This window comes from Nocardia heshunensis (assembly GCF_054782115.1).
Genome location: NZ_BAAGTC010000009.1, coordinates 983,712 through 1,006,790, shown reverse-complemented (window position 1 = coordinate 1,006,790; position 23,079 = coordinate 983,712). Strand labels below are relative to the sequence as shown.

At 68.4% G+C, this 23,079-nt stretch carries 26 protein-coding genes; 9 read left to right on the top strand and 17 right to left on the bottom strand.

Translation table 11 applies throughout. The annotated features are described in order from the left end of the window. Positions 1-71: 71 nt before the first annotated feature. Entirely contained in the window at positions 72-1,016 is a 945-nt protein-coding gene (locus ACYVN4_RS32825) for an aldo/keto reductase (protein WP_460725858.1), read from the bottom strand. A 77-nt stretch (positions 1,017-1,093) separates the two neighbouring features. Between ACYVN4_RS32825 and ACYVN4_RS32820 the strand changes: the two genes are divergently transcribed. Together ACYVN4_RS32820 and ACYVN4_RS32815 are read left to right on the top strand one after the other, a co-directional pair. Further along, positions 1,094-1,702 (top strand): TetR/AcrR family transcriptional regulator, encoded by a 609-nt coding sequence (locus ACYVN4_RS32820; RefSeq protein ID WP_460725857.1) that lies wholly within the window; start codon positions 1,094-1,096, stop codon positions 1,700-1,702. Positions 1,703-1,748: 46 nt separating this feature from the next. After that, the gene (locus tag ACYVN4_RS32815) at positions 1,749-2,405 is read left to right on the top strand and encodes a maleylpyruvate isomerase N-terminal domain-containing protein (RefSeq protein ID WP_460725856.1); all 657 of its coding nucleotides are present in this window, start codon (positions 1,749-1,751) and stop codon (positions 2,403-2,405) included. A 27-nt stretch (positions 2,406-2,432) separates the two neighbouring features. On the opposite strand, the gene ACYVN4_RS32810 is transcribed toward ACYVN4_RS32815, so the two are convergent. Next, a complete protein-coding gene (locus ACYVN4_RS32810; protein ID WP_460725855.1) occupies positions 2,433-3,359 on the bottom strand; it encodes an EamA family transporter in 927 nt (308 codons plus the stop codon). A 287-nt stretch (positions 3,360-3,646) separates the two neighbouring features. Next, on the bottom strand, positions 3,647-4,420 hold the full coding sequence (locus tag ACYVN4_RS32805; protein ID WP_460725854.1) for a TIGR03084 family metal-binding protein: 774 nt from the start codon (positions 4,418-4,420) through the stop codon (positions 3,647-3,649). Positions 4,421-4,548: 128 nt separating this feature from the next. Here ACYVN4_RS32805 and ACYVN4_RS32800 point away from each other — a divergent pair, with 128 nt between their 5' ends. Further along, complete coding sequence (locus ACYVN4_RS32800; protein WP_460725853.1) at positions 4,549-5,427, top strand: alpha/beta hydrolase; 879 nt, start codon at positions 4,549-4,551, stop codon at positions 5,425-5,427. A gap of 1 nt (position 5,428) precedes the next feature. On the opposite strand, the gene ACYVN4_RS32795 is transcribed toward ACYVN4_RS32800, so the two are convergent. The 5 genes from ACYVN4_RS32795 to ACYVN4_RS32775 form a co-directional block, all read right to left on the bottom strand. Beyond that, positions 5,429-5,557, bottom strand: a complete 129-nt coding sequence (locus ACYVN4_RS32795; protein WP_460725852.1) for an MFS transporter small subunit — start codon at positions 5,555-5,557, stop codon at positions 5,429-5,431. Beyond that, complete coding sequence (locus tag ACYVN4_RS32790; RefSeq protein WP_460725851.1) at positions 5,554-6,897, bottom strand: L-lactate MFS transporter; 1,344 nt, start codon at positions 6,895-6,897, stop codon at positions 5,554-5,556. Before ACYVN4_RS32790 ends, ACYVN4_RS32795 begins: the two co-directional genes overlap by 4 nt. A 163-nt stretch (positions 6,898-7,060) precedes the next feature. Beyond that, a complete protein-coding gene (locus ACYVN4_RS32785) occupies positions 7,061-7,876 on the bottom strand; it encodes an ABC transporter permease (RefSeq protein WP_460725850.1) in 816 nt (271 codons plus the stop codon). Next, complete coding sequence (locus ACYVN4_RS32780) at positions 7,873-8,895, bottom strand: ABC transporter ATP-binding protein (protein WP_460725849.1); 1,023 nt, start codon at positions 8,893-8,895, stop codon at positions 7,873-7,875. The genes ACYVN4_RS32785 and ACYVN4_RS32780 overlap by 4 nt, the downstream gene beginning before the upstream one ends. A gap of 156 nt (positions 8,896-9,051) precedes the next feature. Then, positions 9,052-9,735 carry a PadR family transcriptional regulator gene (locus ACYVN4_RS32775; protein ID WP_460725848.1) on the bottom strand — a complete coding sequence of 228 codons (684 nt, stop codon included), beginning with the start codon at positions 9,733-9,735 and terminating at the stop codon, positions 9,052-9,054. A gap of 78 nt (positions 9,736-9,813) precedes the next feature. On the opposite strand from ACYVN4_RS32775, the gene ACYVN4_RS32770 reads away from it, so the two are divergent. After that, the gene (locus tag ACYVN4_RS32770; RefSeq protein WP_460725847.1) at positions 9,814-11,112 is read left to right on the top strand and encodes an alkaline phosphatase family protein; all 1,299 of its coding nucleotides are present in this window, start codon (positions 9,814-9,816) and stop codon (positions 11,110-11,112) included. A 28-nt stretch (positions 11,113-11,140) separates the two neighbouring features. Here ACYVN4_RS32770 and ACYVN4_RS32765 read toward each other — a convergent pair whose 3' ends face one another. Both ACYVN4_RS32765 and ACYVN4_RS32760 read right to left on the bottom strand, forming a co-directional pair. Next, on the bottom strand, positions 11,141-11,629 hold the full coding sequence (locus ACYVN4_RS32765; RefSeq protein ID WP_460725846.1) for a carboxymuconolactone decarboxylase family protein: 489 nt from the start codon (positions 11,627-11,629) through the stop codon (positions 11,141-11,143). Next, a complete protein-coding gene (locus tag ACYVN4_RS32760) occupies positions 11,626-12,696 on the bottom strand; it encodes an NAD(P)H-dependent amine dehydrogenase family protein (RefSeq protein ID WP_460725845.1) in 1,071 nt (356 codons plus the stop codon). The genes ACYVN4_RS32765 and ACYVN4_RS32760 overlap by 4 nt, the downstream gene beginning before the upstream one ends. Before the next feature lie 56 nt (positions 12,697-12,752). Here ACYVN4_RS32760 and ACYVN4_RS32755 point away from each other — a divergent pair, with 56 nt between their 5' ends. Both ACYVN4_RS32755 and ACYVN4_RS32750 read left to right on the top strand, forming a co-directional pair. After that, positions 12,753-13,244 carry a nuclear transport factor 2 family protein gene (locus ACYVN4_RS32755; protein WP_460725844.1) on the top strand — a complete coding sequence of 164 codons (492 nt, stop codon included), beginning with the start codon at positions 12,753-12,755 and terminating at the stop codon, positions 13,242-13,244. Positions 13,245-13,357: 113 nt separating this feature from the next. Continuing rightward, positions 13,358-13,720: a DUF4189 domain-containing protein gene (locus ACYVN4_RS32750; protein ID WP_460725843.1), complete on the top strand. Its 363-nt coding sequence runs from the start codon at positions 13,358-13,360 to the stop codon at positions 13,718-13,720. A gap of 150 nt (positions 13,721-13,870) precedes the next feature. Here the strand turns inward: ACYVN4_RS32750 and ACYVN4_RS32745 are convergent, their stop codons facing one another. Continuing rightward, positions 13,871-14,548, bottom strand: a complete 678-nt coding sequence (locus ACYVN4_RS32745; RefSeq protein WP_460725842.1) for an NADPH-dependent F420 reductase — start codon at positions 14,546-14,548, stop codon at positions 13,871-13,873. A 67-nt stretch (positions 14,549-14,615) separates the two neighbouring features. Further along, the gene (locus ACYVN4_RS32740; RefSeq protein WP_460725841.1) at positions 14,616-14,942 is read right to left on the bottom strand and encodes an ArsR/SmtB family transcription factor; all 327 of its coding nucleotides are present in this window, start codon (positions 14,940-14,942) and stop codon (positions 14,616-14,618) included. Positions 14,943-15,053: 111 nt separating this feature from the next. Between ACYVN4_RS32740 and ACYVN4_RS32735 the strand changes: the two genes are divergently transcribed. Further along, positions 15,054-16,295, top strand: coding sequence for an MFS transporter (locus ACYVN4_RS32735; protein WP_460725840.1), 1,242 nt, complete (start codon positions 15,054-15,056; stop codon positions 16,293-16,295). A 182-nt stretch (positions 16,296-16,477) separates the two neighbouring features. Here ACYVN4_RS32735 and ACYVN4_RS32730 read toward each other — a convergent pair whose 3' ends face one another. From ACYVN4_RS32730 to ACYVN4_RS32720, 3 genes are read right to left on the bottom strand one after another with little or no spacing between them, the layout of a single operon-like run. After that, positions 16,478-17,437 (bottom strand): isopenicillin N synthase family dioxygenase, encoded by a 960-nt coding sequence (locus ACYVN4_RS32730; protein WP_460725839.1) that lies wholly within the window; start codon positions 17,435-17,437, stop codon positions 16,478-16,480. Further along, positions 17,434-17,883 (bottom strand): nucleoside deaminase, encoded by a 450-nt coding sequence (locus ACYVN4_RS32725; RefSeq protein WP_460725838.1) that lies wholly within the window; start codon positions 17,881-17,883, stop codon positions 17,434-17,436. Before ACYVN4_RS32725 ends, ACYVN4_RS32730 begins: the two co-directional genes overlap by 4 nt. 5 nt (positions 17,884-17,888) lie before the next feature. Further along, entirely contained in the window at positions 17,889-19,277 is a 1,389-nt protein-coding gene (locus ACYVN4_RS32720; protein WP_460725837.1) for a purine-cytosine permease family protein, read from the bottom strand. Positions 19,278-19,396: 119 nt separating this feature from the next. Here ACYVN4_RS32720 and ACYVN4_RS32715 point away from each other — a divergent pair, with 119 nt between their 5' ends. Together ACYVN4_RS32715 and ACYVN4_RS32710 are read left to right on the top strand one after the other, a co-directional pair. After that, entirely contained in the window at positions 19,397-20,239 is an 843-nt protein-coding gene (locus ACYVN4_RS32715) for an SCO6745 family protein (RefSeq protein WP_460725836.1), read from the top strand. Between the two features lie 251 nt (positions 20,240-20,490). Then, on the top strand, positions 20,491-20,709 hold the full coding sequence (locus ACYVN4_RS32710) for a hypothetical protein (protein ID WP_460725835.1): 219 nt from the start codon (positions 20,491-20,493) through the stop codon (positions 20,707-20,709). A 369-nt stretch (positions 20,710-21,078) separates the two neighbouring features. On the opposite strand, the gene ACYVN4_RS32705 is transcribed toward ACYVN4_RS32710, so the two are convergent. Both ACYVN4_RS32705 and ACYVN4_RS32700 read right to left on the bottom strand, forming a co-directional pair. Next, positions 21,079-21,651, bottom strand: coding sequence for a methyltransferase family protein (locus ACYVN4_RS32705; protein ID WP_460725834.1), 573 nt, complete (start codon positions 21,649-21,651; stop codon positions 21,079-21,081). A 131-nt stretch (positions 21,652-21,782) separates the two neighbouring features. Beyond that, positions 21,783-22,997, bottom strand: coding sequence for an FAD-dependent monooxygenase (locus tag ACYVN4_RS32700; RefSeq protein ID WP_460725833.1), 1,215 nt, complete (start codon positions 22,995-22,997; stop codon positions 21,783-21,785). Positions 22,998-23,079: the final 82 nt, after the last annotated feature.

Here is a 23,079-nt window from a genome sequence, read left to right as displayed (position 1 = left end):
CGCTGCGCCCTCCCGCTTACGCTCCACTTGCGCCACTCTGTCGCACCGACGGTTCGCAAGCCGGAAGGCGTTCAGCCGAAGACGATCTCGGAGGAGAGGGAGGGGATGGCGTCGAGGGCGGACAGGATGTCGGCGGGGAGGGTGATCGAGCCGACGGCGATATTGGTTTCGAGGTGGGCGAGGTTGGAGGTGCCGGGGATGAGCATGATGTTGGGGGCGTGGTGGAGTAGCCAGGCGAGGCCGAGTTGGGCGGGGGTGCAGGCGAGGGATCGGGCCGTGGCGATGACGACCGGGTTGTCGGTGACCTTCGGCATGGCGGGGAAGGTGCCGCCGAGGGGGAAGAACGGGATCCAGGCGATGCCTTCTGCCGCACAGAGTTTCACCAGGTCCTCGTCGTCGCGGGCGACCAGGCTGTAGGCGTTCTGAACGCAGACGATGCCGGCGGGGAGGGCCTGTCGCAGGCCGTCGAGGGTGACGGCGCTGAGGCCGATCGCGCCGATCTTGCCCTCGTCGCGCAGCGCGATCATGGCGGCAAGTTGGTCGTCCAGGTCGACGACCTGGTCGCCGGAAGCCCGTAACCCCGGCCCGGTGTCGAGGCGGCGCAGGTTCACCACCGGGATGCGGTCGAGGCCGAGCGAGGTGAGATTGTCTTCGACGCTGGCCCGCAGTTGCTCGGGTCGTTGCGCCGGGCGCAGCGGGATGCGGGCTCCCGGGTCGGGGTCCGCACCGACCTTGCTCACGATGACGACACCGTCCTCGGACGTGAAGGCGTCGCGGATGAGCCCGTTGACGTAGCGGTCACCGTAGAAGTGGGCGGTGTCGACGTGGTCGACCCCCAGTTCCCAGGCTCGGCGCAGCACGGCGAGCGCGGCGGCCCGGTCGTCGAGCAGGCCCGCGAGCCGCATCGCACCGAATCCGATGCGCGACACGGTATGCCGGCCGAGGGTGCCGGGGCCGCCGGGGCGCGGCACGCCCGAGGGGGCGAGGGTGGTCGCGGGCGGGATGTTCGTTGTCATGGGAGTCCTCCCACATGAGATGATGGCCGAAGCGGAGGAACCTCCGCTTAACCGACTATACCGGAGGTGCCTCCGATTTGAGCCCGGCCGATTCCGCGTCCGCCCATGACAAGCCTCGGGCTGCCCGCGCCCCGCGCGCGGACGCCCAACGCAATCGCGACCGACTGCTCGAGGTCGCCCGGGTCGCGTTCGCGAATGCGGGTGACACCGTGAGCTTGGAGGGCATCGCTCAGCAGGCCGGTGTCGGCATCGGCACCCTGTATCGCCACTTCCCCAATCGCGAGGCGCTGGCCGAGGCGGTCTACGCCGCCGAGCTCGACGATGTCACCGCCGCCGTCGGGACCCTGCTCGAGCAGCACCCGCCGGAGATGGCATTGCGGGCGTGGATGGGGCGGTACGCCGCCTTCGTGGCCACCAAGCGCGGGATGGCCGACACGCTGCGCGCCGGGTGGGCTTCCGGCCGGATCGCGATACCGGTTACGCGGGAACGCATTACGGGCGCGATCGCGACGCTGCTGGCGCGGGGAGTCGAAACCGGTTCCCTGCGTGCCGATGTCGAAGCCGCGGATATCACGGTCATGCTGCTGGGGATCCTGCTCACCACGGCGGGCGATTCGGGCGAACAAACCGAGCGACTACTCGACCTCATGCTCGATGCCCTGCGGCCGAGCCCAGTCCCGCGATGATGACGGTTGCGGGATCGCGGCCCGGCCCGCTGCTAGCTTGGGCGGGGTGGAACTCTTCGCACAGTCTTGGAGCGCGTTGCGTACCGCGGTCGGCGAACTCTCCGACGAGGACTTCGGGCGGCCGTCCGGCTGCGCGGGGTGGCTCGTGCGAGATCTGGTGTGCCACTTGGTCATCGACGCCCAGGATGTATTGATCACCCTGGTGACGCCGACCGAGGCCGAGCCGAACCGCGATTCGATCACCTACTGGCGGGTGAGCGACACCCGACCCACCGGCGACGACCCTCTGGACGCCTTGATCGTCCGGCTGGCCGCCGCCTACCAGGACCCGGCCCTGCTCACCTTCCATCTCGACGACGTCGGCGCCGCCGCGGGTCGCGCCGCCGCCCTCGCCGACCCGGCCCAGCGCGTCGCCACCCAGGACTACGCCCTCACCACGGCCGACTACCTCGGGGCCTACGTCCTGGAATGGACCCTCCATCACCTGGACCTGATCGCCAACCTCCCGCACGCGACTCCCCCACCCACCGAAACCCTCACCCGCGCACGCGAAATGCTCGAGCAGATCGCCGGAACCCCCTTCCCGGCCTCGATCTCCGACACCGAGGCCCTCCGCATCGGCACCGGCCGCCGCAACCCCACTCCCGCCGAATCCACCGAACTGGCGGCCCTGGCCGCCCGCGTCCCCTTCGTCCTCGGCTGACCACCTGCGCGGCCGACCGAACGCGGTTCAGGGCGTGGCGGATTGCACGAGTAGAGCACCGACCAGCATGGTCAACGCTCCGGCCAGCTGGGTCGGGGTGAGCGACTGGCCGAGCAGCAGCCAGGCGAGGGCGGCGGCGATCAAGGGTTCCGCGACGGCCAGCACACCCGCCAGGGTCGGGGGTAAGTCTCGGAGGGAGCGGAGACCGGCCAGGTAGGGCAGGACAGTTCCGGCTACCGCCAGGGCCAGGAGGACGACCCATACCGGGGTCCGCAGACCGCCCAGAACGGCTGGGGCCGTGAGCAATCGGGCGGGCAGGGTCCACGGCGGCGTGAATAACGCCACCATCACCGCACCGATGGTCAAGCCGACAGCGGTCAGCCCGGCCGGGTCGTGACTGCGCGCGCCGCGCTCACCGAGCAGGAAGTACGCGGCCGAGCAGACCGCCGAACCCAAGCCCGCGAGGATGCCCAAGGCATTCGGATGCGCGAACTGCCCGAGCTGCGCGATCAACGCCAATCCGGCCACCGCCAACCCGATACCCAGCCACACCCGCCCCGACAGTCGCGTGCGCCGCACCACCCGCACCCACAAGGCGACCAGCACCGGCGCGAGATTGACCAACACCATCGCCGTCCCGACCGGAACCTGCTGCACGGCAACGAAGAACAACAACTGCACCCCGGCGACGCCGAGCAGGCCGTAGCCGAGCAGCAGCCACAGATCGGACCTACGGAAGCGCAGTGCGCTGGGCCGCACCAACGCCACCACCGGGACCAGCAGGACCGCAGCCAGCGTGATCCGCATCGAGGTCACCGCCGCCGGTGACCAGCCCGCATCCATCACCGCCTTCGCCAGCGGCCCCGAACTCGCGAACAGCGCCCAGGAGATCAGACTCCACCCGATCGCCGGTCCCCGGATCGGCACCCGCGCAGCCTTTTCCGTCGTTGCCACAGCTGCAGTGTGATCAGGCACCCGCCCATCCGGCCACCCCATTTCCCGCAGCGCACTCCCGTCGGCGCACCTACGGCAGCCTTATCTCTGCGCGCCCGCAATCTCTGCGGCAGTGCCTCCGCGCGGCCGTGCCCCCGTAACTCCGTGCCCCGTGACTCCTTGCGGCCGTGCCCCCGTGACTCCGTGCGGCCGCGCCTACATGCGGCCGTGCCTCGTGCGCCTGCGCCTTACCATCGTGCGGTCGTATCTCCTGCGGCCGGGAGGGAGTGCCCGGCCGACAGTCGCGCTCAGAGGAAGACGCGGGCGTTTTCCAGCCAGGTCTGCGCGTCCGCGCCGACAGCGGTGAGGTCGGTGGCGGCCAGGGGTTTGCGTTGGGTGACGCGGAGGCAGAAGTCGAGGGCGCTGCCTCGTACTCGTTGCGCGGCGTCCTCGGGGCCCCACGACCAGGGCTCGCCGTCGGGGCCGGTCAGGTCGACGCGGAAAGGAGATGTCGGGAGGGGCAATTCGGCGGCGTAGAACGACAGGCCGAGTCCGGCTACGCCCAGCGCGGCGATGTGCCGCAGGCGGGGTGTCGGACGGTGTGCGGCACCGACGGTGTCGTAGATGTCCTGCCCGTGCGCCCAGGTTTCCATCAGCCGCAGTGGGACCATGAGTGTCGCGGTCAAGTCCGAGCCGAACCACGGGAAGGACTGATCGAGGGGGATGTCGCGGAGTGCCGCCGCCACTTCGGCTCGGCCGCTGCGCCATTCGTCCAGCAGGGCCGATCGAGGTTTCGCCGCTCCCGCCTCGGCGTCGAGGTCGGCGGCGCGCGGACCCGCGGCCTCGGCTTGTTTCAGCACGGTGGCGAAGGCGTCCGGGGTCCGGATCGCGATGAGCACGTTCGCGTCGGCGACGGCCAGATGCGCGATCTGATGGGCGATCGTCCACCCGGCGGCGGGGGTGGACGCGGTCCAGTCGTCGTGCGCGGAGACCAGTGCGTCGAGCTCATCTCCCTCGGCCACCAGATCGGGTACCGCGAGATCGCGGTTCACGTCGGACAGGTCGAGGCCGTAATCCAGCATCGGTAATCACCTTCTCGCGCACGGTCGAACATGATCACCACCACGATAGCCCTCGCGCGAGGCCGGGTTTGTGAGCGTCGGGTCCGGGTACAGAACCCAGCGACGCTGTTGTCTCATATGGGAGTCTCATGACCGAAAGTACTACCGCCACTCCGACATTCGTCTTCGTGCACGGGCTGACCAGCAACAGCTTCTATTGGACGCCCGTGGTCCGCGAGCTGGCGTTGCTCGGGCACCGCAGCCTGCCGGTGGACCTGCCCGGGCACGGGCTCGACGCCTCGATCCCGGTGTCGTATCAGGCCCAGGACATCGACACCTTCGCCGCCGGGGCGTCACCGATGTCCACGATCACGGTGCAGGACAATGTCGCTCACGTCATCGAGGTGGTGCAGGCGGTGCGTCGACACGGTCCGGTCATCCTGGTCGGGCACAGCCTGGGTGGCATCACGATCGGCCTGGTCGGCAATGCCATCCCCGACGCCATCGACCGCATCGTCTACCTCTCCGCGTTCTGCCCGTCCACCGACGAAGCGCCGAACGCCATGGCTTTGAGCCAGACTCCCGAGGCGTTGAAGGGTATTCGCGTCCCGGATCAGGACCATTCACTGTTTCTGGGCATGGAACCGGTGACGCGTGGGCTGATCCGCTTCAATCTGCGGTCGGCCGATCCGGTGGCCCTGGAGGACTTCCGCCTGACCAATTTGCCCGAGGCCACCCTCGAACAGCTGCTCGTGCTGATCAATTTCGGTATGCAGCCGGAGGATTCGGCCAACACCAGCTTCGCGGACGGCCGCGTCGAGGCCGATACATGGGGCCGCATTCCTCGCACCTATATTCGCCTCACCCAGGACAATGTCATCTCCCCCGCTCTCGCCGGGAAGATGATCGACGACGCCGACCGCCTCACCCCCGGCAATCCGTTCGACGTCCACAGCCTGCCCGCCGGGCACATCGGCGCGGTGCTCCAGGCCCGCGACCTCGCCAAGCTTCTCGCCGGGCTCGCCTGAGTCACTGGAACAACTTGAGCAGGTTCACGATCAGGCGATCGACGCCGTAGAGGAACGGGATGGTGACCCACGCCCAGGCGAACACGAGCAGCGGAATGCGCCGGGGCGGAGTGGGTTCCGGGGTGGTCATTGCGGTTGTCCCTCCGGAGTTGCCGGTTCGGCGGGTCGGCGATGATGTCTCGCCGAGACGGGGCGGATGAGTTCGTTGGCCAGGAAGCCGACGCACAGTAGAGCGATCATGATGGCGAACGAGGTGCCGTAGAGGGCGGGGCCGGATTTGCCGTGGCGGGCACCGGAATCGGCGATGGCGTTGACGATGAGCGGGCCCGCGACGCCGGCGACGGACCAGGCGGTGAGCAGGCGGCCGTGGATCGCGCCGACCTGGTAGGTGCCGAACAGGTCCTTGAGATAGGCGGGGACGGTGGCGAATCCGCCGCCGTAGAAGGACAGGATCACCATCGCGCCGAGGATGAAGGCGGGTTTGTTGTCGCGGCCCACCGACCACACCAGGACGTAGGCGAGGGCACCGACGCCCAGGTAGATGCGGTACATGTTCTTGCGGCCGATGAGGTCCGACAGCGACGACCAGCCGATGCGGCCGCTCATATTGGCCGCCGACAGGACGGCCACGAATCCCGCTGCCGCACTGGCCGATACCGGCGTCGAGGTGTGCTTGAAGAAGTCGACCACCATGGGTGCGGCCTTCTCGAGAATGCCGATGCCCGCGGTCACGTTGAAGCACAGCACGATCCACAGCAGCCAGAACTGGGGGGTGCGGATCGCGTCGTTCGCGGCGACATCGTGGGCGCTGACGAGCTTGCCGGTGATGGCGGGCGGCTCCCAGCCCGCGGGCCGCCAGCCCGGCGGCGGGACCCGGACCAGTAGTACACCCACGGTCATGAAGACGGCGTAGACGAGCCCCATCACGAGGAAGGTCTCCGCGATGCCGCGGTGATCCTTGCCGAAGTCCGAGAGCATCTCGGTGGTCCACGGGGAGGCGATGAGCGCGCCGCCGCCGAAGCCCATGATGGCGAAACCCGTTGCCATGCCGGGCCGGTCGGGGAACCATTTGATCAGCGTGGACACCGGTGAGATGTAGCCGATGCCCAGGCCGATGCCGCCGATGAACCCGTAACCCAGCACGATCAGCCAGTATTGGCTGAGTGCCGCGCCCAGCGCCGAGACCAACAGTCCGGAGCAGAAGCACACCAGCGAGACAGCCATCGCCCAACGCGGGCCGCGTTTCTCGACGGTCGTGCCGCCGAAGGCCGCCGAAAGTCCCAGCATCACAATGGCGATCTGGAACGGCAGCGCACTTCCGGTGCCGGAGATGTGCATCGTCTTCTCGAGCGGCGGCTTGAACACGCTCCACGCGTACGCCTGCCCGATGGCGAGGTGAATGGACAGGGCCGCCGGTGGCACCAGCCAGCGGCTCCAGCCCGGCGGTGCGGTGACACGGGAAAACCTCATGGCGTCAGCTACAGCTGTCATGTTCTGCCCCAAATGTCCGACGTGGGGCGATCATAGGACGACGACATACCGGACCGTTGGGTATCGGACGAGGATGGCGGACTCGGCCGCAAGCGTCCGGCCCGAGCGGCGGAAGTGCCACCCGGGCCGGACTTTCGCGCGGTTACTGGGTCCGCTGATAGGTGCGGAAGGCCGACAGCGCCCAGGCGAAGGCGAGGGCGGCCAGGGCCGTCAGGTAGCCGAGATGCGCGGCGACGAAACCGGCATCCGCCGTGCCCGCCAGGCCGGTGCGGCCGATGTCGACCGCCCAGGTGACCGGGTTGAACTTCGAGATCGACTGCACCCAGCCGGGCATCAACGCGGTGGCCATCATGCCCGAGGACAGGAAGGTCAGCGGCAGGATGATCAACTGGGACATGCCGATCAGGGCGATCTGGCTGCGGGTGATCAGCGCCAGCGCGACCGACCCGGCGCAAAAGATCGTCGCCAGCAGGGTGGCCGCCGCCAGCGCTAGCAGCACGCCGACCACGCCACCGGGATAGCGTGCGCCACCGGCGAATCCGATGAGCAGCACCAGCGCGGACTGGACCACGCCGATGGTGAGCTGCACGCCGAGCTGCCCCGCCACCACCGCGCTGCGCGAAACCGGCGCGGTGAGCAACTGATTCATGACGCCGTTGTCGATGTCCTCGATATAGCCGGTGCCCGCCCAGACCCCGGAGTACAGCACGGTCATCATCAGGACGCCGGGAGCCAGGAAGGTGATGTAGTTGGCGGCCCCGAAGCCTGGGATGTCGCCGACGGACTTGAATACCTGGCCGAACAACAGAATCCAGACGATGGGCTGCAGCAGCGCTGCGAACACACCCCAGGATTCGCGCAGAGTGTTGACCATCCAGCGTCGGAAGATCTGGCCGGCCGCCACCGCCCAAGCGGTCGTGGGGTTTTCGCGGGGCAGGTCGTAGGCAATCGCGGTCATGCCGCCACCTCCACGGTGTCGCGGTGGTTGTCGGCTCGGTAGGAACGGCCCGCGTAGTGCAGGTACACGTCATCCAGGGAGGGCCGGGAGATGGATACCGCGCCGAAACCGATGGCGGCGGCGTCGAATTCCGACAACACCCGGCCGACCACGCCCGACGGGTCGTCGGTGCGCGCGATGAGCTTGCCGGTGGGTCCGTCCTGCTCGATGACGATGTCACGCAGGGACGCAATGGATTCCCCGACCGCGCGCACCGCGGCCACATCCGGGTCGATGAGCTCGACGGTGAGCGTGTCGCCGTCCAGCGTCGACTTCAACTGTGCCGGTGTGCCTTCGATGACCGCGCGCCCGTGGTCGATGATGACCAGCCGGTCGGCGAGCTCGTCGGCCTCCTCCAGATAGTGGGTGGTGAGCACGACGGTGAGCGCCGCCTCGGTGGCCAATCGGCGGATCTCCGACCACATCTCGGCCCGCGCCTGCGGATCCAGGCCGGTGGTCGGCTCGTCCAGGAACAGCACCGACGGGGTGTGCACCAACCCGACGGCGACGTCGAGCTTGCGGCGCATGCCGCCGGAGAGCTTGGCCACCTTGCGGTTTCGCGCAGCGGTGAGCTGGAACTGATCCAGCAGGCCGTCGGCGCGCAGCACGGCATCGTGGCGGGACAGGCCGTGCAGGCGCGCGGCCATGACCAGGTTCTCGAAGGGCGTCTGCCGCGGGTCCGCGCCGGAACCCTGCGAGACATAGCCGATGCGATGCCGGATGGCGGCCGCATCGGTGGTGACATCGAATCCGGCCACCCGCGCGGTGCCGGAGTCGGCGCGCGAGAGGGTGGTGCAGATCTTGGTGGTGGTGGATTTGCCCGCCCCGTTGGGGCCGAGCATGCCGTAGACGGTGCCCGCGGCAATGCTGAAGCTCAAGCCGTCCAGGGCGCGCACGTCGGGCTTGCGACGGCCGCCGGGATAGGTCTTGACCAGGTTGTGCACCTCGACCGCAGCCGAGGGCAAGGGAGTGATGGACATGGTGATATTCCTCGTGTCAGGTACGGGGAACGACCACGGAAGCCAACAGATAGGCTGGTGAATGCAGTTCGAGCAGCCGATGGTTCGCCGTCGGTCGTTCGGATCCGGCGGAGGCTCGGGTGTTGGCGCACCCGGGCCACCGTTGTTTTCAGGCGGTTAGCTCGGTGGTTTCGGCATCCCCCATTCCTCCAGAAACAAGTCGGCGAGGTTCTGCGGAATCTGGCCCGGCGGGTGTTTCGCTGCCAGCGCGGTCATGGCGCGCCAGCCGTCGAGACCGCCCAGAGCGCCGGATTCGATGCGGTCGGCGACCTCGGCGGTGAAGTCGCGATCGGCGCACAGCATGCGGACCTCGTAGTTGCTCTCGATCAGCAGGATTTCGGGCAGCCAGGAGACCACGGACTCCTCGATATCGCGGATCTCGGTGATCCGCTTGTCCAGCACCGAGACTCGGCGACGCAGCAGCGCGGCCGCCTCCTCGGGGCCCAGCACCGGCAGGAAGGACAGGGCCGCCATGAAGCGCGGGTATTCCTTCTCCGGCTCGGAGATCCAGGCGCGCAACCAATCCCGCAGCTCAGCGGCCCCGGATTCGGTGATCCGGTAGACGGTGCGGGCGGGCCGGTTGCCGTCCTGTTCCGCCCCGACCACCTCGATGAAACCCTGCGCCAGCAGCGACTCGACCACGGGGTAGAGCGCACCGTAGTTGATGCGCACGCTGCCGTCCTTGCCGCGCTGCTTGAGGGTCTGCGAGATCTGGTACGGGTGCATCGGGCGTTCCCAGAGCTGCGCGAGGACGGCCAGCATCAACGGATTGACCCGGCGAAATGCCCGCTTGGCGGCCATGCCACACCTCCCACTTACTCTGGTCAGAATATGCGCTTACTCTGAACAGAGTACTCCTCGTTGTGCGATAAACAAGGCGTGCCAGTCTCTCGCCGCAAAACCACCAGCCGCCGAACCGTCCTCGCCGGGGCGGGCGCGCTCGCCGTCGGCACGGCCCTCGGCGCGGCCGGATGCAAGGACCCGAGCGCCGCGACCCCGGGGACCACCGCCGAGGCCGCGCTACCGGCGGCCGCGGACTCCGGGATCGACCACATCATCGTGGTGATGATGGAGAACCGATCGTTCGACCACTACCTGGGCTGGCTGCCCGGCGCGAACGGCAAGCAGTCGGGATTGAGCTTCACCGACCGGGACGGCAAGGCGCACACGACCTTCCACCTGGCCACCACCCAAGGCTGCAAGTACAACGACCCGGATCATTCCTTCGAGGGCGGTCGCACCGCGTTCAACGATGGCAAGTGCGACGGCTGGCTGCGCGCCGGGCAGAACGACGAATTCTCCATCGGCTACTACCAGCCGAATGATCTCGACTTCTACGCCAAGGCCGCACCGGCATGGACGGTGTGCGACAACTACTTCTCCGCGATCATGGCCGAGACCTTCCCCAACCGCTGCTATCAGCACGCGGCGCAAACCGATCGCATCCACAACTCCACGACCGTCTCCACCCTGCCGACCATCTGGGATCGCTTGGCGGCGGCCGGAATTCAGGGCCGTTACTACTTCCACGATGTGCCGTTCCTGGCGGCGTGGGGTACCAAATACCTGTCCATCAGCCACCTGTTCTCGACCTTCCTGGCCGATTGCGCGGCCGGGACGCTGCCACCGGTCTCCTTCGTCGACCCGAAGTTCCTCGACGAGTCCACCGGCACCTCGGCCGACGATCATCCGCACGGCGATATCCGGGCCGGGCAGGCATTCCTCAACCAGGTGTATCAGGCCGTCACAAAGAGTCCGGCCTGGTCGAGGACGATGCTGATCATCAACTACGACGAGTGGGGCGGTTTCTACGACCACGTGCCACCGCAGACCGCGCCCGATGCCAATCCCGCGTGGGGTCTGCGCGGATTCCGGGTGCCGTGCCTGGTGATCTCGCCCCTGGCTCGCCGCCGACACGTGGCGAGCGAGGTGTACGACCACGCGTCGGTGTTGAAGGCCATCGAATGGCGTTGGGGGCTACCGTCATTGACGCCGCGCGACGCGGCGGCCCGCAATCTCGCCGAGGTACTGGACTTCAGCGGCACGCCGAATCTCGATGCGCCGCAATGGGATGTGCCGGGCGTCACCTCACCGCGCTGTTCGCCGTCGGTGGTGGCCGACTTCGAGCAATGGACCGGCCTGCGGAAGGTGGCCGAGGCGGCGGGCTGGAAGTTCTGACGCCGCCGCTGCTATTCAGCCGTCGCGACTACTGCGTGGTGTGGCCGGGCAGCACGCAGACCGCGTCGAGGCCCAGGACATGATTCAGGCGGCCGAAGGCCAACCAGGAGCCCAGGCACATGGACAGTTCCACGATCTCGGCGTCGGTGTAGAGCTTCTTCATGCGCTCGAAGAACTCGTCGTCGAGGGCGTGGTGGTCGAGGGCGTAGACCTCGGCGTACTCGGCAGCCATGCGGGTGCGGTCGTCGAAGCTGGTCGTGGTGCGCCACTCGGTGACGTCGTCGGCGAAGGACTCCTCGACCTTCTCGCCGTTCCGGTCGGTGCGCCAATCCAGGCAGAACAGGCAGCCGTTGATCTGGGCGATCCGCAGTCGCGCCGCCTCGAATTCGCGCAGGCCCAGGGTGGAGTGTGAGTAGACGGCGAGGGAGAAGTTGGACGCGGCCACGCCGATGCCGGGGACCATTTCGCCCCACACGTAGCCGATGGGGTCCTTGCCCTCGGGAATGTCGATGATCATGCGGGGCTCCTTAATGTGCCGAAGGGCAGGGGGACGTCGAGGGCGTCGTAGAGGCCGGGCTCCGCATCGGCCAGCCAGGGGATGGCGTTCACCAATCTGCCCACGGCCGTGGCGTTTCCGCCCGCGGAGTGATTGCCGTCTTCGTCGGTGGCCTGCACGGTGATCTCGATGCGCGGGCGGCCCTCGATGAGGACGCGATGCGCGCCCGCACCGCTGGGTGGCTGCGGCCAGTCCGGTGCGCAGCTCGCGTGGATGCGGGTGACGTGCTCGATGATGATGCGCGGGCTGCCGTCGACGATGCCCTGCACCTCGAAGCGGACCGCACCCTGGGTGCCCGCCTCGAACTTGCCCATCAGCTCGGTCTCGACGGTGTCGTCGAGGGCACGGCGTTCCACCACCTCGCGAATGTCGGTGAGCGCCACGCCGAGTCCGCGGGCGATCATGCGAATCTGGCCGCCCCACACCATGGTCGGGATGGTGGGCGCGAGCATGGGCGGCTGGTAGTCCAGGGGCTGGCCCATGCCGACCAGGTAGCGCACCGAATCGGGCTGGTCGTAGGTGGTGTAGTCGAAGATCTCCTGGCAGCGCAGCACGTCCACGCTGCTGCCGAGTCCGGTCATGAGCAGCGGCAGGATGTCGTTGCCCCAGCCGGGATCGATGCCGGAGACGAACAGCGCGCCACCGCCCTCGGTGACCGCGGCCTGCACGCGATCGCGCAATTCGGCCGGGGCGCTGCGGTGGTCGTAGAGCGCGTAGAGCGCGGGAGTGACCACTACCGCGCCGGTGCGCAGGGCGCGGTCGATGTCGGCGAGGGCGTCGTCGGGGCGGATGTCGCCGGAGGCGGCGTAGACCACGGCCCGGGGACCTGCCGCCAGGGCGGCGTCGATGTCGTCGGTGGCCGCGATCCCCAATTCGGTGTCCAGCCCGGCCAATTCGCCCGCGTCGCGGCCGACCTTGGCGGGGTTGTGGACCAGGACGCCGGTCAGTTCCAGTCCGGGATGGGCGGCGACGGCCCGGATGGCGGCACGGCCGACATTGCCCGTGCCCCAGACCAGGGTGGAAATCATGAATCGAACGTAGCAAATGCTTGGTAGGTTGATGTCCGATTCGGCTACATTGCGGTATGGATTTCGAAGCACTCGAGGCGATTCGCACACTCAAGCACCGTTACCTGCGCAGCCTGGACCTCAAGCAGTGGGACGACTACGGGGACACCATGTGCTCCGACATCGTCGGCAAGTACGGCTCCCCCTCCGGCGGGCTGCCCGCCGAATTCCGCGGCCGCGATGCGATCGTCGACTTCATGCGCAATGCGCTCGACGGCAAGAACATCATCAGCGTGCACGTCGCCAACCATCCCGAGATCACCGTCGACGGCGACACCGCCAGTGGCAGTTGGTGTCTGGAGGACACCATCATCGCCGCCGACTACGGGCTGCTGATCCGCGGCGCGGCGTACTACCACGACACTTATCGGCGCGAGGACGGTGTGTGGCGCATCGCCACTACCGGCTACCAGCGGCTCTACGAGTACACGACGGCGACCAAGGACCTGCCCAGCTTCACACTCACCGCCAACCTCTGGGCTCCCGGCGAGGCCGACGCGCGCGGCTGATCGGGCCCGATCGGAAAGCACTGCGACCCAGCGGTTAACGCGTGCCCGAAGCCTGTCGATCATGACTGCGACAGTCGATCATGGCTGTGACATCGAGCAACGCTAGGAAGCACATGCGCAAGACCCTGCTGGCCCTGTCCGGAATCGCCCTCACCACCGCCGCCCTCGCGCTGCCCGCCGCCCCGGCGCAGGCCGCGGGCGACGCCTGGGGCGCGATCGCGGTGTCCGACAACGGCGATCTGGGCTGGGGCTGGAACTACGACACCGAGGACCAGGCCAACCAGGCCGCCATGGACAAGTGCGGTGTGGCGAGCTGCTCCGTCATCACCACGTTCCCCAAGTGCGGTGCGGCGGCCTTCTCCAACTCGATGAACAAGTACACCGGCGGCTTCGGCGACACGCCCGCCGCCGCCGAGCAGAACGCCGAGTGGTACGGCGACTCGGTCATCGTCCGCGCCGCCATCTGCAACGACTGATTCGACGAGCCGGGCGGCGAAACCTGACCCCACCGCCCGGCGCACTCCGTCATTCCGGCGCGATTTTGGCCGGAATCCAACGCGCGCTGTGGATCCCGGCCGAAAGCACGCCGGGATGACGAAGGAGGGTCGCCCCGGGATGAGGGGCGGTCAGCGTTCGGCGGCGTCGACCGCCTTGCGGACGGTGATCGCGTCGGCGGGGGTGGCCGGGTGCTCCCAGAAGGGTTCGGCCGAAGCGTAGGGCTTGCCGTAGGCGGGGGTGCCGGGCTGGGTGCGCCAGCTGTCGGCGAGGGTGCCGATGTCGACGGTGTCGTAGCCGAGGGCGCTGATCAGTTCTGCGGCTGCGGCTTTCGCTGCCACGTCGTCACCGGCGATGGGCAGCGCGGTGCGGTCGGCAGATCCGGCCGGGCGGGCCAGTTCGCCCAGGTGGCGGAAGAGAATATTGTTGAACGCCTTGACTACTCGCGAGCGCGGCAGATGGCGTTGCAGCAGTTCGGAACTCGTAGCGGTGCCCGCCTCCAGATCGGCGAATTCGCCGTCGCGGCCGGGGGAATAGTTGTTGGTGTCGATGACCACCTTGCCGACCAGCGGGTCCACCGGGATCTGCTGATACGCCTTCAGCGGCACCGTGACCACCACGATGTCGCCCGCGGCGGCGGCCTCGGCGGGCGTGGCGGCGCGCGCCCGCTCCCCCAGCTCCGACACCAGCTCGGCCAACGTCTCCGGCCCGCGTGAATTGCTCAGCACCACATCGATCCCCGCCGCCACGGCCAACCTGGCGATGGTGCCGCCGATATTGCCACTCCCGATCAATCCCAGTGTCGTCATGCCCGCACCCAACGCGACACGCTCGGACCTTGTTCCCGACCCGACCCCCGGGTCTGCTGCCGCGCGGTCACTCCTCCGGCGGAAGCGTCGCGGCGGCGGTGAGAGCGGCGTCGAGGACGCCGGGGAAGCGGCCGTTCAGGTCGTCGCGGCGGAGGCTGACGAAGCGGTTGCGGCCGTCCTGGCGGGTGGTGATGAGGCCGGAGTCGCGCAGTACCCGGAAGTGGTGGGACATGGTGGATTTGTGGACGTCGATGCCCGCGGCCGCGGCGGCGCAGGCGTGTTCGGCGTCGTCGGCGAGCGACGCGAGCAGGCGGAGGCGCACCTGGTCGGAGAGGGCGTGCATGACGGCGACGAAGTCGATGTCGCCGGTGGCGGGTTGGGGCAGGTACCGCATGGCTTCATGCTAGCAACTGTTGGATTGTTTGACATCTATCGAACTGTCTTCATAGTATGAAGAACGTCAAACCATTGCGGGTTCCCGCTCACCCTGCACGAGGAGTCTCGGGTGAATTCACGACTAATCACGTTGGCGCTGGGCACTTTTGCCATCGGCATCGACGCGTTCGTCACCGCCGGGCTGGTCACGCCGGTATCCAATGATCTGGGTGTCTCGACCTCGGCGGCCGGGCAGCTGGTCACCGTCTTCGCACTGTCCTACGCGGTGCTCTCGCCGATCCTCGCGACCGCCACCGCCCGGCTGTCGCGAAAACGGGTGCTGCTCATCGCGTTATCGCTGTTCGTGCTCGGCAATGTGGTCACCGCGCTGGCCGGAACGTTCGCGCTGGTGCTGGCGTCGCGGGTGATCGCGGCGGCGGGCGCGTCCATGTACACGCCGAACGCGACGGCCGTGGCGGCGGCGCTCAGCTCGCCGGAACGACGCGGGCGCGCGATCTCGGTGGTGATCGGCGGGCTCACCGTGGCTACCGCGCTGGGCGTGCCGATCGGCACCTGGATCGGTGGCGCATTCAGCTGGCGGGCCACGCTGTGGCTGGTAGCAGCGCTCGGTGCACTCGCGCTGGCGAGCGTGGCGGCGGTCGTCCCGACGGTGCAACTGCCCGCACCCGCACGGCTCCGGGAACGGCTACTGCCATTGCGCGACAGGACGATTGCCACCGGGCTGCTGCACGCGGTCCTGCTGTTCGGCGGCATGTTCACCGTCTACACCTACCTCGCCGCGGCCATGCACCCCGCCACCGGCGGCAGCACCGGCCGATTCACTATCCTGCTGTGGATCTACGGCCTCACCGCGGTGGTCGGCAGCACGCTCGGCGGACGACTTGTCGACCGGCTGGGCTCACGGCGCATCATGCCGCTCACCCTGATGGGCGCGGGCATCGTGGTCGCCCTGATCCACGTCTCGGGCCAACACTTCGCCACCGCCATCGCGTGGTGCATCGCCTTCGGCATCCCCGGCTGGATTTGGGCTGTGGCACAACAATATCGGCTGGTCGAGCTCTCCCCGCAAGGTTCTCCCCTGCTCCTCGGCCTCAATGCCTCCGCCCAGTACTTCGGCATCGCCCTCGGCGGCGCGGCGGGCGGCCTCGGCCTCCAGTGGTGGGGCGCAGGCTCACTCGGCTGGATCGGCCTGGTCCTGGTGGCGGGATCGCTGGCACTGTTCGCGATCAGCCTGCGCGGATCCACGCAGCGGAATGTTGCCGTACCTACGGCCCCGTCGACGGCCGCCGCTCCGCCTGTCTCCCCAACCGCGTCCGCTACCACGACGACCACTACCGCAGCGACCGCCTGACATGCGCCGACTCGGCCGATCGGCCTCTCTCCGTGTGGATTCCGTCCGTAACGTGCCGGAATGACGGAGGGCAACGATGGGATGAGTGCAGCCGCGGGCGAAATCACCAGGGATCGCCCCCACGGCCGCCGTCTTGGCGACGGCCGTGGGAACTCGCCGAATGGTCTGGGGGCGAATGTGATTCAGCCGAGGGTGATGGCGTCGAGGCGGGTTCGGAGGAATTCGGCGGATGTCACCGGTGGGAGGCCGGTGATGCGGCCTACGGGTGGCTCGAGGGGTGTCACGCGGGCGTCGTGGTCGAGTTCGTAGAAGTAGATGAGGGAGATCAGGTCTTCGTCGGGGGCGGAGGGCTGGGGTGGGAGGACGCGGTGGCGGCCTGCGGGCCAGCGTTGGCCGCTCCAATAGGCCAGTAGGTCACCGATGTTCACGGTGAGGGCGGCGGGATCGTAGGGGGCGTCTTCCCAGCCGCCGGCCTCGGTGTAGACCTGTAGGCCGCCTGCGCCCGGTTCGCGGTCCAGCACGGTGACGGTGCCGAAATCGGTGTGCGGGCCGATGCGGAACTGGCCGGGTTCGGGCGGGCCGACCGCGGTCAGCGGCGGGTACCAGTTGATATTGCAGGTCCAGGTGGGGCGGGCGGCCAGACCCTCGAAGGGGTTGTGCGGCAATTCGAGTGCGGCGGCGAAGAGGGCCAGCAGTTCGTCGGAGAGGGTGCGCACGGCGGCGGTGTAGGCGAGGAACAGGTCACGCAGTTCGCTCACCTCGGCGGGCCATACATTGTCGAGGAACCAGACGTCGTCGACGAGGTGGTCACCGGTGCGGGTGTCCGCGCCGATCGCGAAGGTCTCCTTGAGGTCCGGTGGGGTCTCGGTGCCCTCGGCATAGCCGTTGGCCTCCATCCCGGGACCGATCCAGCCGCGCCCGCCGACGGAGACCGCGTAACGCTGCTTGACCTCCTCCGGTAGTGCGAAGAACCGCCGGGCCGCCGCGCGCAGGTCGGCCGGAAGTCCCTGCGGCACACCGTGTCCGCGCACCAGCAGGAATCCGGCGCGCTGCATGCCCGCGTCCACCTCGCGCAGCACCTCGGCGGCGGACTCGCCGCCCGCGCGCCAACGGTCCAGGTCGATGGTCGCGATCGCGTTCATTCCGCCACTCCGATGTCCTCGTTCCAGAGCTCGGGTCGCTCCGCGATGAAACGGGTCATCATGTCTACGCAGGCCGGATCGTCGAGCACGGTGATCGAAACACCGTGCGCGGCAAGCCAATCGTGGCCGCCGGTGAAGGTGCGGGACTCGCCGACGATGACCGCGCCGATGCCGAACTGGCGGACCAGGCCACTGCAGTACCAGCATGGGGACAGCGTGGTGACCATGATGGTGTCGCGGTAGTCGCGGCGGCGGCCGGCGTTGCGGAAGGCGTCGGTTTCGGCGTGCACGCTGGGGTCGTCGTTCTGGACGCGGCGATTGTGGCCGCGGCCCAACAGGTTTCCGTCGCTGTCGAACAGTGCCGCGCCGATGGGGATGCCGCCCTCGCGGAGTCCGAGTTGTGCCTCGTCGTAGGCGGTGACCAGCAGATCCTGTGCATTGATCATGCCGATCATGCTGCCACCGCCTGCCGGGAAATCCGGGAGCGGTTGACGAGCAGGTAGGCCGCGCCCGAAAGCAGGAAGCCGACGAAGAAGGTGATGTCGCCCAGTTGCGGCACCGCCTTGGCGACCGCGCCGACGAACTTCTCCTGATTGGAGAACAGCACGACCGACACGACGAGGCCGAACACGAAGGCCGCCAGCCCGCCCCAATTGCTGTGCGCGCGATCGTAGAGCAGGTGATCGACGCGCTGCCCGCGGCGCAGATACTCGTCGGCGAAGACCACGCCCAGCCAGGGGCCGATCCAGTACGCCACGATCAGCAGGAAGCCCTCGTAGCTGGCCGCCGCGTCCGGCAGCGCCCACCAGGCGACCAGGAATCCGAGCACCCCGAAGGCCGCCGACACCACCGCGCGCTGGGTGCTCACCGAGAATTTGAAGCCCATGGTGACGAATGCCATCGCGCCCGAATACACATTGAGCGCATTGGCGGCCACCGCGCCGACCGCGATGGCCAGCAGCGTCAGATCCTTCAGCGGCGTGGACAGATTCGCGGTGAACACGTCGGTGGGGCTGCCCTGCGCGGTACCGGTCACCGTCGCGGACGCCGCACCGACCACGGTCAGCCAGACGCAGGAAATGAACAGTCCGGCCGAGGCGTAGCCGCCGGTCGCCAGGCGCGAGGCGGAGGCGGGTAGGTAGCGAGAATAGTCCGCGGCGTAGGGATTCCAGCCCGCGGCGTAGCCGAACGCGGTGCCGACGGTGAGCAGGAAGCCGCCCATCCCGCCGACGCCGCCCGCGGGTGCGGGCGCACCCAGGTGGGCCTTGCTGAAGATCACCACCGTGACGATCGCGAACACGACCGCCAGCAGCGGGAAGGCGATGCGCTCCACCGCCTGCACCAGGTTGTGACCGAAGAACGCGAAAGCCGTCTGCACCACCACGATCACCAGCAGCGCGGTCAGTTTCGGCATGCCGGTCAGGGAGTTCAGGGCGAACGCGCCGCTGACGGAGTTGGTGGCGAACCAGCCGACCCCGCACATGACCGACATGAACGCCGCGGGCAGCGCATTGCCGCGATAGCCGAAGGCCAAGCGCCCCAACACCATTTGCGGGACACCGTGCAAGGGGCCGCGCGCCGAGAGCAGGTAGTGCGCGACCGCGCCGATCCCGGTGCCGATCACCAGGCCCAGGCTGGCCTGCCAGAAGTTCATGCCGTAGGCGGTGACGGCGAGCACGCCGACGAAGACGGTCGCGAACTCCATGTTCGGAGACATCCACGTCCAGAACAGTTTTCGCGGAGTGCCGTGGCGGGCGTCCTCCGGAATGTAGTCGTCGCCGCCGGGCTCGACGGCGATCACGCGATCCCCGTAGGCCGACCGGGCTTGCGTCTCGGTCATGGGAGGAATTGTGGGGTCCCCAATGTTGCGGGGACATGAAACCGGGTTACCACTGGATACCAACTGTGCGAACCGGATCTGGCTTCAGTTCGGTCAACTCAGCGGCTAGGGTGGGGTGCATGGACAATGCGTTCGCTCGCGACATGTGGCGGGTGCTGGAACCGCTGCACGCCGTCACCTACTTCGCCGCCGACTGTAGGGCCGCCAACAAAGCCGTTGGCCTGCGCGGATATTGGATGGGCTACTTCGCGGCGCGCTCGGCTCCGCTCGGGGCGGTGGGGCCGTCGGTGGTGGAGGCCACCTTCTACAACTTCAATCCGGCCATGATCCGGCGCGCGATTCCGGACGCCTGGAGTTTCGCCACGCCCGACGCGGTCATCGCCACCCGCACCATCGCGGCCGCCGCGGTGCTGCGGGCCGCGGTGCCCGATATCGTCACCGTCGCCGCCCGCGCCGTCCCGCACCTGCGCGCCGCCATCGACGCCGCGCCCGCCGCGGGCCGCCCGCTCTTCGCCGCCAACCGCGACCTGCCCACCCCCGGCGATTCCGTGCACGCGCTGTGGCAGGCCGCCACCACCCTGCGCGAGCATCGCGGCGACGGCCACGTGGCCTGCCTGCTCTCGGAAGGCATCGACGGCTGCGAAGCCCACGTCCTGTTCTCCGCCGCCACCGGCACCCCCGAACAACTCTGGCGCGACAACCGCGGCTGGAGCGACGCCGACTGGCAGGCCGCCCGCGACCGACTCACCGACCGCGGCCTGCTCGACCGCGACGGCGTCACCGACACCGGCCGTGCCCTGCGCGACCACATCGAATCCCGCACCGACGCCTTGGCCATGACCGCCTACCGCGACCTCCCCGGCATGGTCGAAACCCTCTCCGTCCTCACCCCCGCCGCCCGCGCCGTAGTCCGCGCCGGCGAAGTCCCCTACCCCAACCCCATGGGCGCCGACCCGGCCTGATTTCTCATATCCGCGAGGATCCCCTCGGCGCTCTTGCGACGCCCCATCCGGGTCCTGCGACCCCGTGATGCCGCCGGAATCTATGCCCACCCGCGGCCCGAGTTCGCGCGCCTCGCGGAAGCGGGTGCACTGCACCGCATCGCCACCGGCTACTACGCGGCCGTGCCCGACGACCGGATCGGCCAAGCTTGGACTCCGGAACTCGAACCCACCGCCGTCTCTTCGTCCGCCGTGACGTGGGGAAGCTGGACTTGCAGCGGCACCGATGGGAATTGGGTACCGGCTGGATCACCACCGTCGAGCAAACAATCCTCGACCTGGCCGCCCGCCCCGATCTGGGAGGACTCCCGGACGAAGCACACGGCGCCACACACGCCTTACTCCCCCGGGCGGATCACGCCCTGCTCGCCGACCTGGCCACCAAACAACGCCGCAAAGCCACTCTCGACCGACTGCTCGGAGCCGCATGACATGCGCACCGACCACGAGGAACAAACGGTCGCAACCCAATTCGGCGTCTCACCCGCCCAGGTCCGACGCGACCACCTGATCTCCCACCTACTCGGTGCCATCGGGAGGCACTCGGCCCGACGAAGTCCTCTTCTTCGGCGAGACAGCCCTGTCGCGAACCGCGCTTCCGGCGGGGCGCTTGTCCGAGTACATCGACCTGATCGCGCTCGGTAGTCGAAAAGCGTGGTGCAGGCGACGGCGGGGATGTTCGTGGTGCTGCCGCATGGTGTTCCGCATGCGTCGCGGCGCGGGTCCACGCCGCCGCCCCGGGTCATTCAGATCTCCTCGCCCGGTGGGTGGGAGTGCTATCTGGAGGATCTGTACGAGGCTCAGTAGAGGCCGGGGACCAGGCGCTTCGTGGTGAGGCGGTAGGTCTCGTATGGGGCGCCGAGGGTTTCGAGGAGGGTTTGCTCCTCGAGGCGGATGCGGCGCAGGAAGGCGTAGATCGGGATGATCGTGGTGAGCAGTAGGGAGGGGTAGTTGGCGGAGGCTATGCCGAAACCGACTGTGATCAGGAGGACGCCGGTGTAGGAGGGGTGGCGGACCCAGTGGTAGGGGCCGTGGCTGATGACGGGCTGGTCGGCGTCGACCTCGACGGTGGTGCGGAAGTGCTTGCCCAGGACCGTGATCGCCCAGATGCGGACCGCCAGGCCGAGCCACATGAGCGCGATGCCCGCTACCTGCCAGGGGACCACCGGGCCGGGGAAGCGCACGGGGCTGTCGGCGGGGAGGAGGATGCCGGCGAAGCTGGCCACGGTCATGGCGGCCGCTACCAGGAGCATGATGGCCAGTCGGGTGCCGCCGTCGCCCGCGGTGGAGCCGGTGCCGCGCACACGATCTCGTATGCGCAGGGCGATCTCGAATGCCAGCCACACCCAGGTGGTGTAAACCGCGATTGTCACGTCCGGCTGTCCTTCCCTTGTCCGATCACGTTGAGAATTCCATCCAACCGGCCGCGCGCACATCCGGGATCCACCCGGAGAACGAGTGCCCGCCGCCCCGGGTCAACCCCGGGGCTGAGGCTCGGGAGGACTCAGTACGTCTGGAGTCGAATGGCGTTGGCGGCCTTCTCGATCGGCTTGATGATGGGGCGCAGGGCCAGGCCCTTCCACGGCATCCAGCGCAGCATCCGCATCATGGACAGCTGCATGCGCAGGGATTTGGCGTCACCGGCCACCATCTGGGTGGCGTTGTTCCAGCCCAGCGTGAGGTTCTGCTCGACGAACTCGCGCATGCGCTCCTGGTAGGCGGGGAAGGCCGCCCGGTGATCGCCCGCGGCGGCGCGCAGTTCACCCGCCAGCACGTACGCGCCGACCAGGGCCATGCTGGTGCCCTGGCCCGAGAGCGGAGACGGGCAGTAGGCGGCGTCACCCAGCAGCGCGACGCGGCCCGACGACCACTGGTCGAGGTGGATCTGGCTGACGGTGTCGAAGTAGAAGTCCGGCGACTCCCCCATGGCGGCCAGCAACTCGGGCACCACCCAGCCGCTGTCGGCGAAGGTGTCGGCCACCAGTCGCTGCTGGGCGGCCACGTCGCGACGGTCGGGCAGGTTCTCGGGAGCGGGGAAGATGAACTGCGCCTTGGCCGCTGAGCGGTGGGTGCTGTACACCTGCACCACCTTGCCGGGTGCGGCGTGGATGAGCTCCCAGTGGTCGAGGTCCAGGGTGTTGGGGACGGAGATGACGCAGGCGGCCATGCCGGTGTGGCGGGCGAACTGGTCCTCGTCGCCGAAGATAGTGCGGCGCACCGTGGAATGCATGCCGTCCGCGCCGACCACCAGATCGAACACCTGCGGGGCGGAGTTGCGGAAGTGCACCTCGACGCCGTCGGCGTGCTCGATCAGCTTGGTGATCGCGTCACCGAAGCGGTAGTCGACGCCGTTCTTGGTGGCGTCGAACAGGATTCGCGACAGATCCCCACGCAGCACCTCGTCGTCGCCGGGCGAGCGCATGCCGATCAGGTCCGGGCCGAGGGTGGCGACGGCTTTGCCCGTCTCGTCCACCCAGGAACCGCCGCGCATATCGGTGGACGCCTTGCGGATCTCGTCGGTGAGGCCCATCCGGTCGATGACCTCCATGGCCACGCCGCGGATATCGACCTTGTAGCCGCCCTCGCGCAGGGCCGGGGCCTGCTCGACGACGGTGACGCGGAAGCCGTACTCCCGCAGCCAGAAGGCGAGAGCCGGGCCGGCGACGCTGGCGCCGGAGATGAGGACGGTCTTGTTGGCGAACTGCTGTGTGCTGGTCATGACACAAACCTTCGCCGGAGGGCCTCACCGAACCCTCACCGTCGGCTCACCGACCCTCACCAAGCCGCTGACCTGCGGATTC

What these genes read in the sequence shown, in the direction of transcription:
- ACYVN4_RS32775 (WP_460725848.1), bottom strand. Translation starts at nt 9,735, where the DNA reads ATGGCCGCCAAGCGGGCATTTCGCCGGGTCAATCCGTTGATGCTGGCC.
- ACYVN4_RS32740 (WP_460725841.1), bottom strand. Translation starts at nt 14,942, where the DNA reads ATGCGGTACCTGCCCCAACCCGCCACCGGCGACATCGACTTCGTCGCC.
- ACYVN4_RS32700 (WP_460725833.1), bottom strand. Translation starts at nt 22,997, where the DNA reads ATGACCAGCACACAGCAGTTCGCCAACAAGACCGTCCTCATCTCCGGC.
- ACYVN4_RS32825 (WP_460725858.1), bottom strand. Translation starts at nt 1,016, where the DNA reads ATGACAACGAACATCCCGCCCGCGACCACCCTCGCCCCCTCGGGCGTG.
- ACYVN4_RS32720 (WP_460725837.1), bottom strand. Translation starts at nt 19,277, where the DNA reads ATGACCGAGACGCAAGCCCGGTCGGCCTACGGGGATCGCGTGATCGCC.
- ACYVN4_RS32745 (WP_460725842.1), bottom strand. Translation starts at nt 14,548, where the DNA reads ATGACGACACTGGGATTGATCGGGAGTGGCAATATCGGCGGCACCATC.
- ACYVN4_RS32790 (WP_460725851.1), bottom strand. Translation starts at nt 6,897, where the DNA reads ATGAGGTTTTCCCGTGTCACCGCACCGCCGGGCTGGAGCCGCTGGCTG.
- ACYVN4_RS32750 (WP_460725843.1), top strand. Translation starts at nt 13,358, where the DNA reads ATGCGCAAGACCCTGCTGGCCCTGTCCGGAATCGCCCTCACCACCGCC.
- ACYVN4_RS32765 (WP_460725846.1), bottom strand. Translation starts at nt 11,629, where the DNA reads ATGATCATCGACATTCCCGAGGGCAAGGACCCCATCGGCTACGTGTGG.
- ACYVN4_RS32795 (WP_460725852.1), bottom strand. Translation starts at nt 5,557, where the DNA reads ATGACCACCCCGGAACCCACTCCGCCCCGGCGCATTCCGCTGCTCGTG.
- ACYVN4_RS32755 (WP_460725844.1), top strand. Translation starts at nt 12,753, where the DNA reads ATGGATTTCGAAGCACTCGAGGCGATTCGCACACTCAAGCACCGTTAC.
- ACYVN4_RS32725 (WP_460725838.1), bottom strand. Translation starts at nt 17,883, where the DNA reads ATGATCAATGCACAGGATCTGCTGGTCACCGCCTACGACGAGGCACAA.
- ACYVN4_RS32730 (WP_460725839.1), bottom strand. Translation starts at nt 17,437, where the DNA reads ATGAACGCGATCGCGACCATCGACCTGGACCGTTGGCGCGCGGGCGGC.
- ACYVN4_RS32785 (WP_460725850.1), bottom strand. Translation starts at nt 7,876, where the DNA reads ATGACCGCGATTGCCTACGACCTGCCCCGCGAAAACCCCACGACCGCT.
- ACYVN4_RS32715 (WP_460725836.1), top strand. Translation starts at nt 19,397, where the DNA reads ATGGACAATGCGTTCGCTCGCGACATGTGGCGGGTGCTGGAACCGCTG.
- ACYVN4_RS32805 (WP_460725854.1), bottom strand. Translation starts at nt 4,420, where the DNA reads ATGCTGGATTACGGCCTCGACCTGTCCGACGTGAACCGCGATCTCGCG.
- ACYVN4_RS32780 (WP_460725849.1), bottom strand. Translation starts at nt 8,895, where the DNA reads ATGTCCATCACTCCCTTGCCCTCGGCTGCGGTCGAGGTGCACAACCTG.
- ACYVN4_RS32760 (WP_460725845.1), bottom strand. Translation starts at nt 12,696, where the DNA reads ATGATTTCCACCCTGGTCTGGGGCACGGGCAATGTCGGCCGTGCCGCC.
- ACYVN4_RS32800 (WP_460725853.1), top strand. Translation starts at nt 4,549, where the DNA reads ATGACCGAAAGTACTACCGCCACTCCGACATTCGTCTTCGTGCACGGG.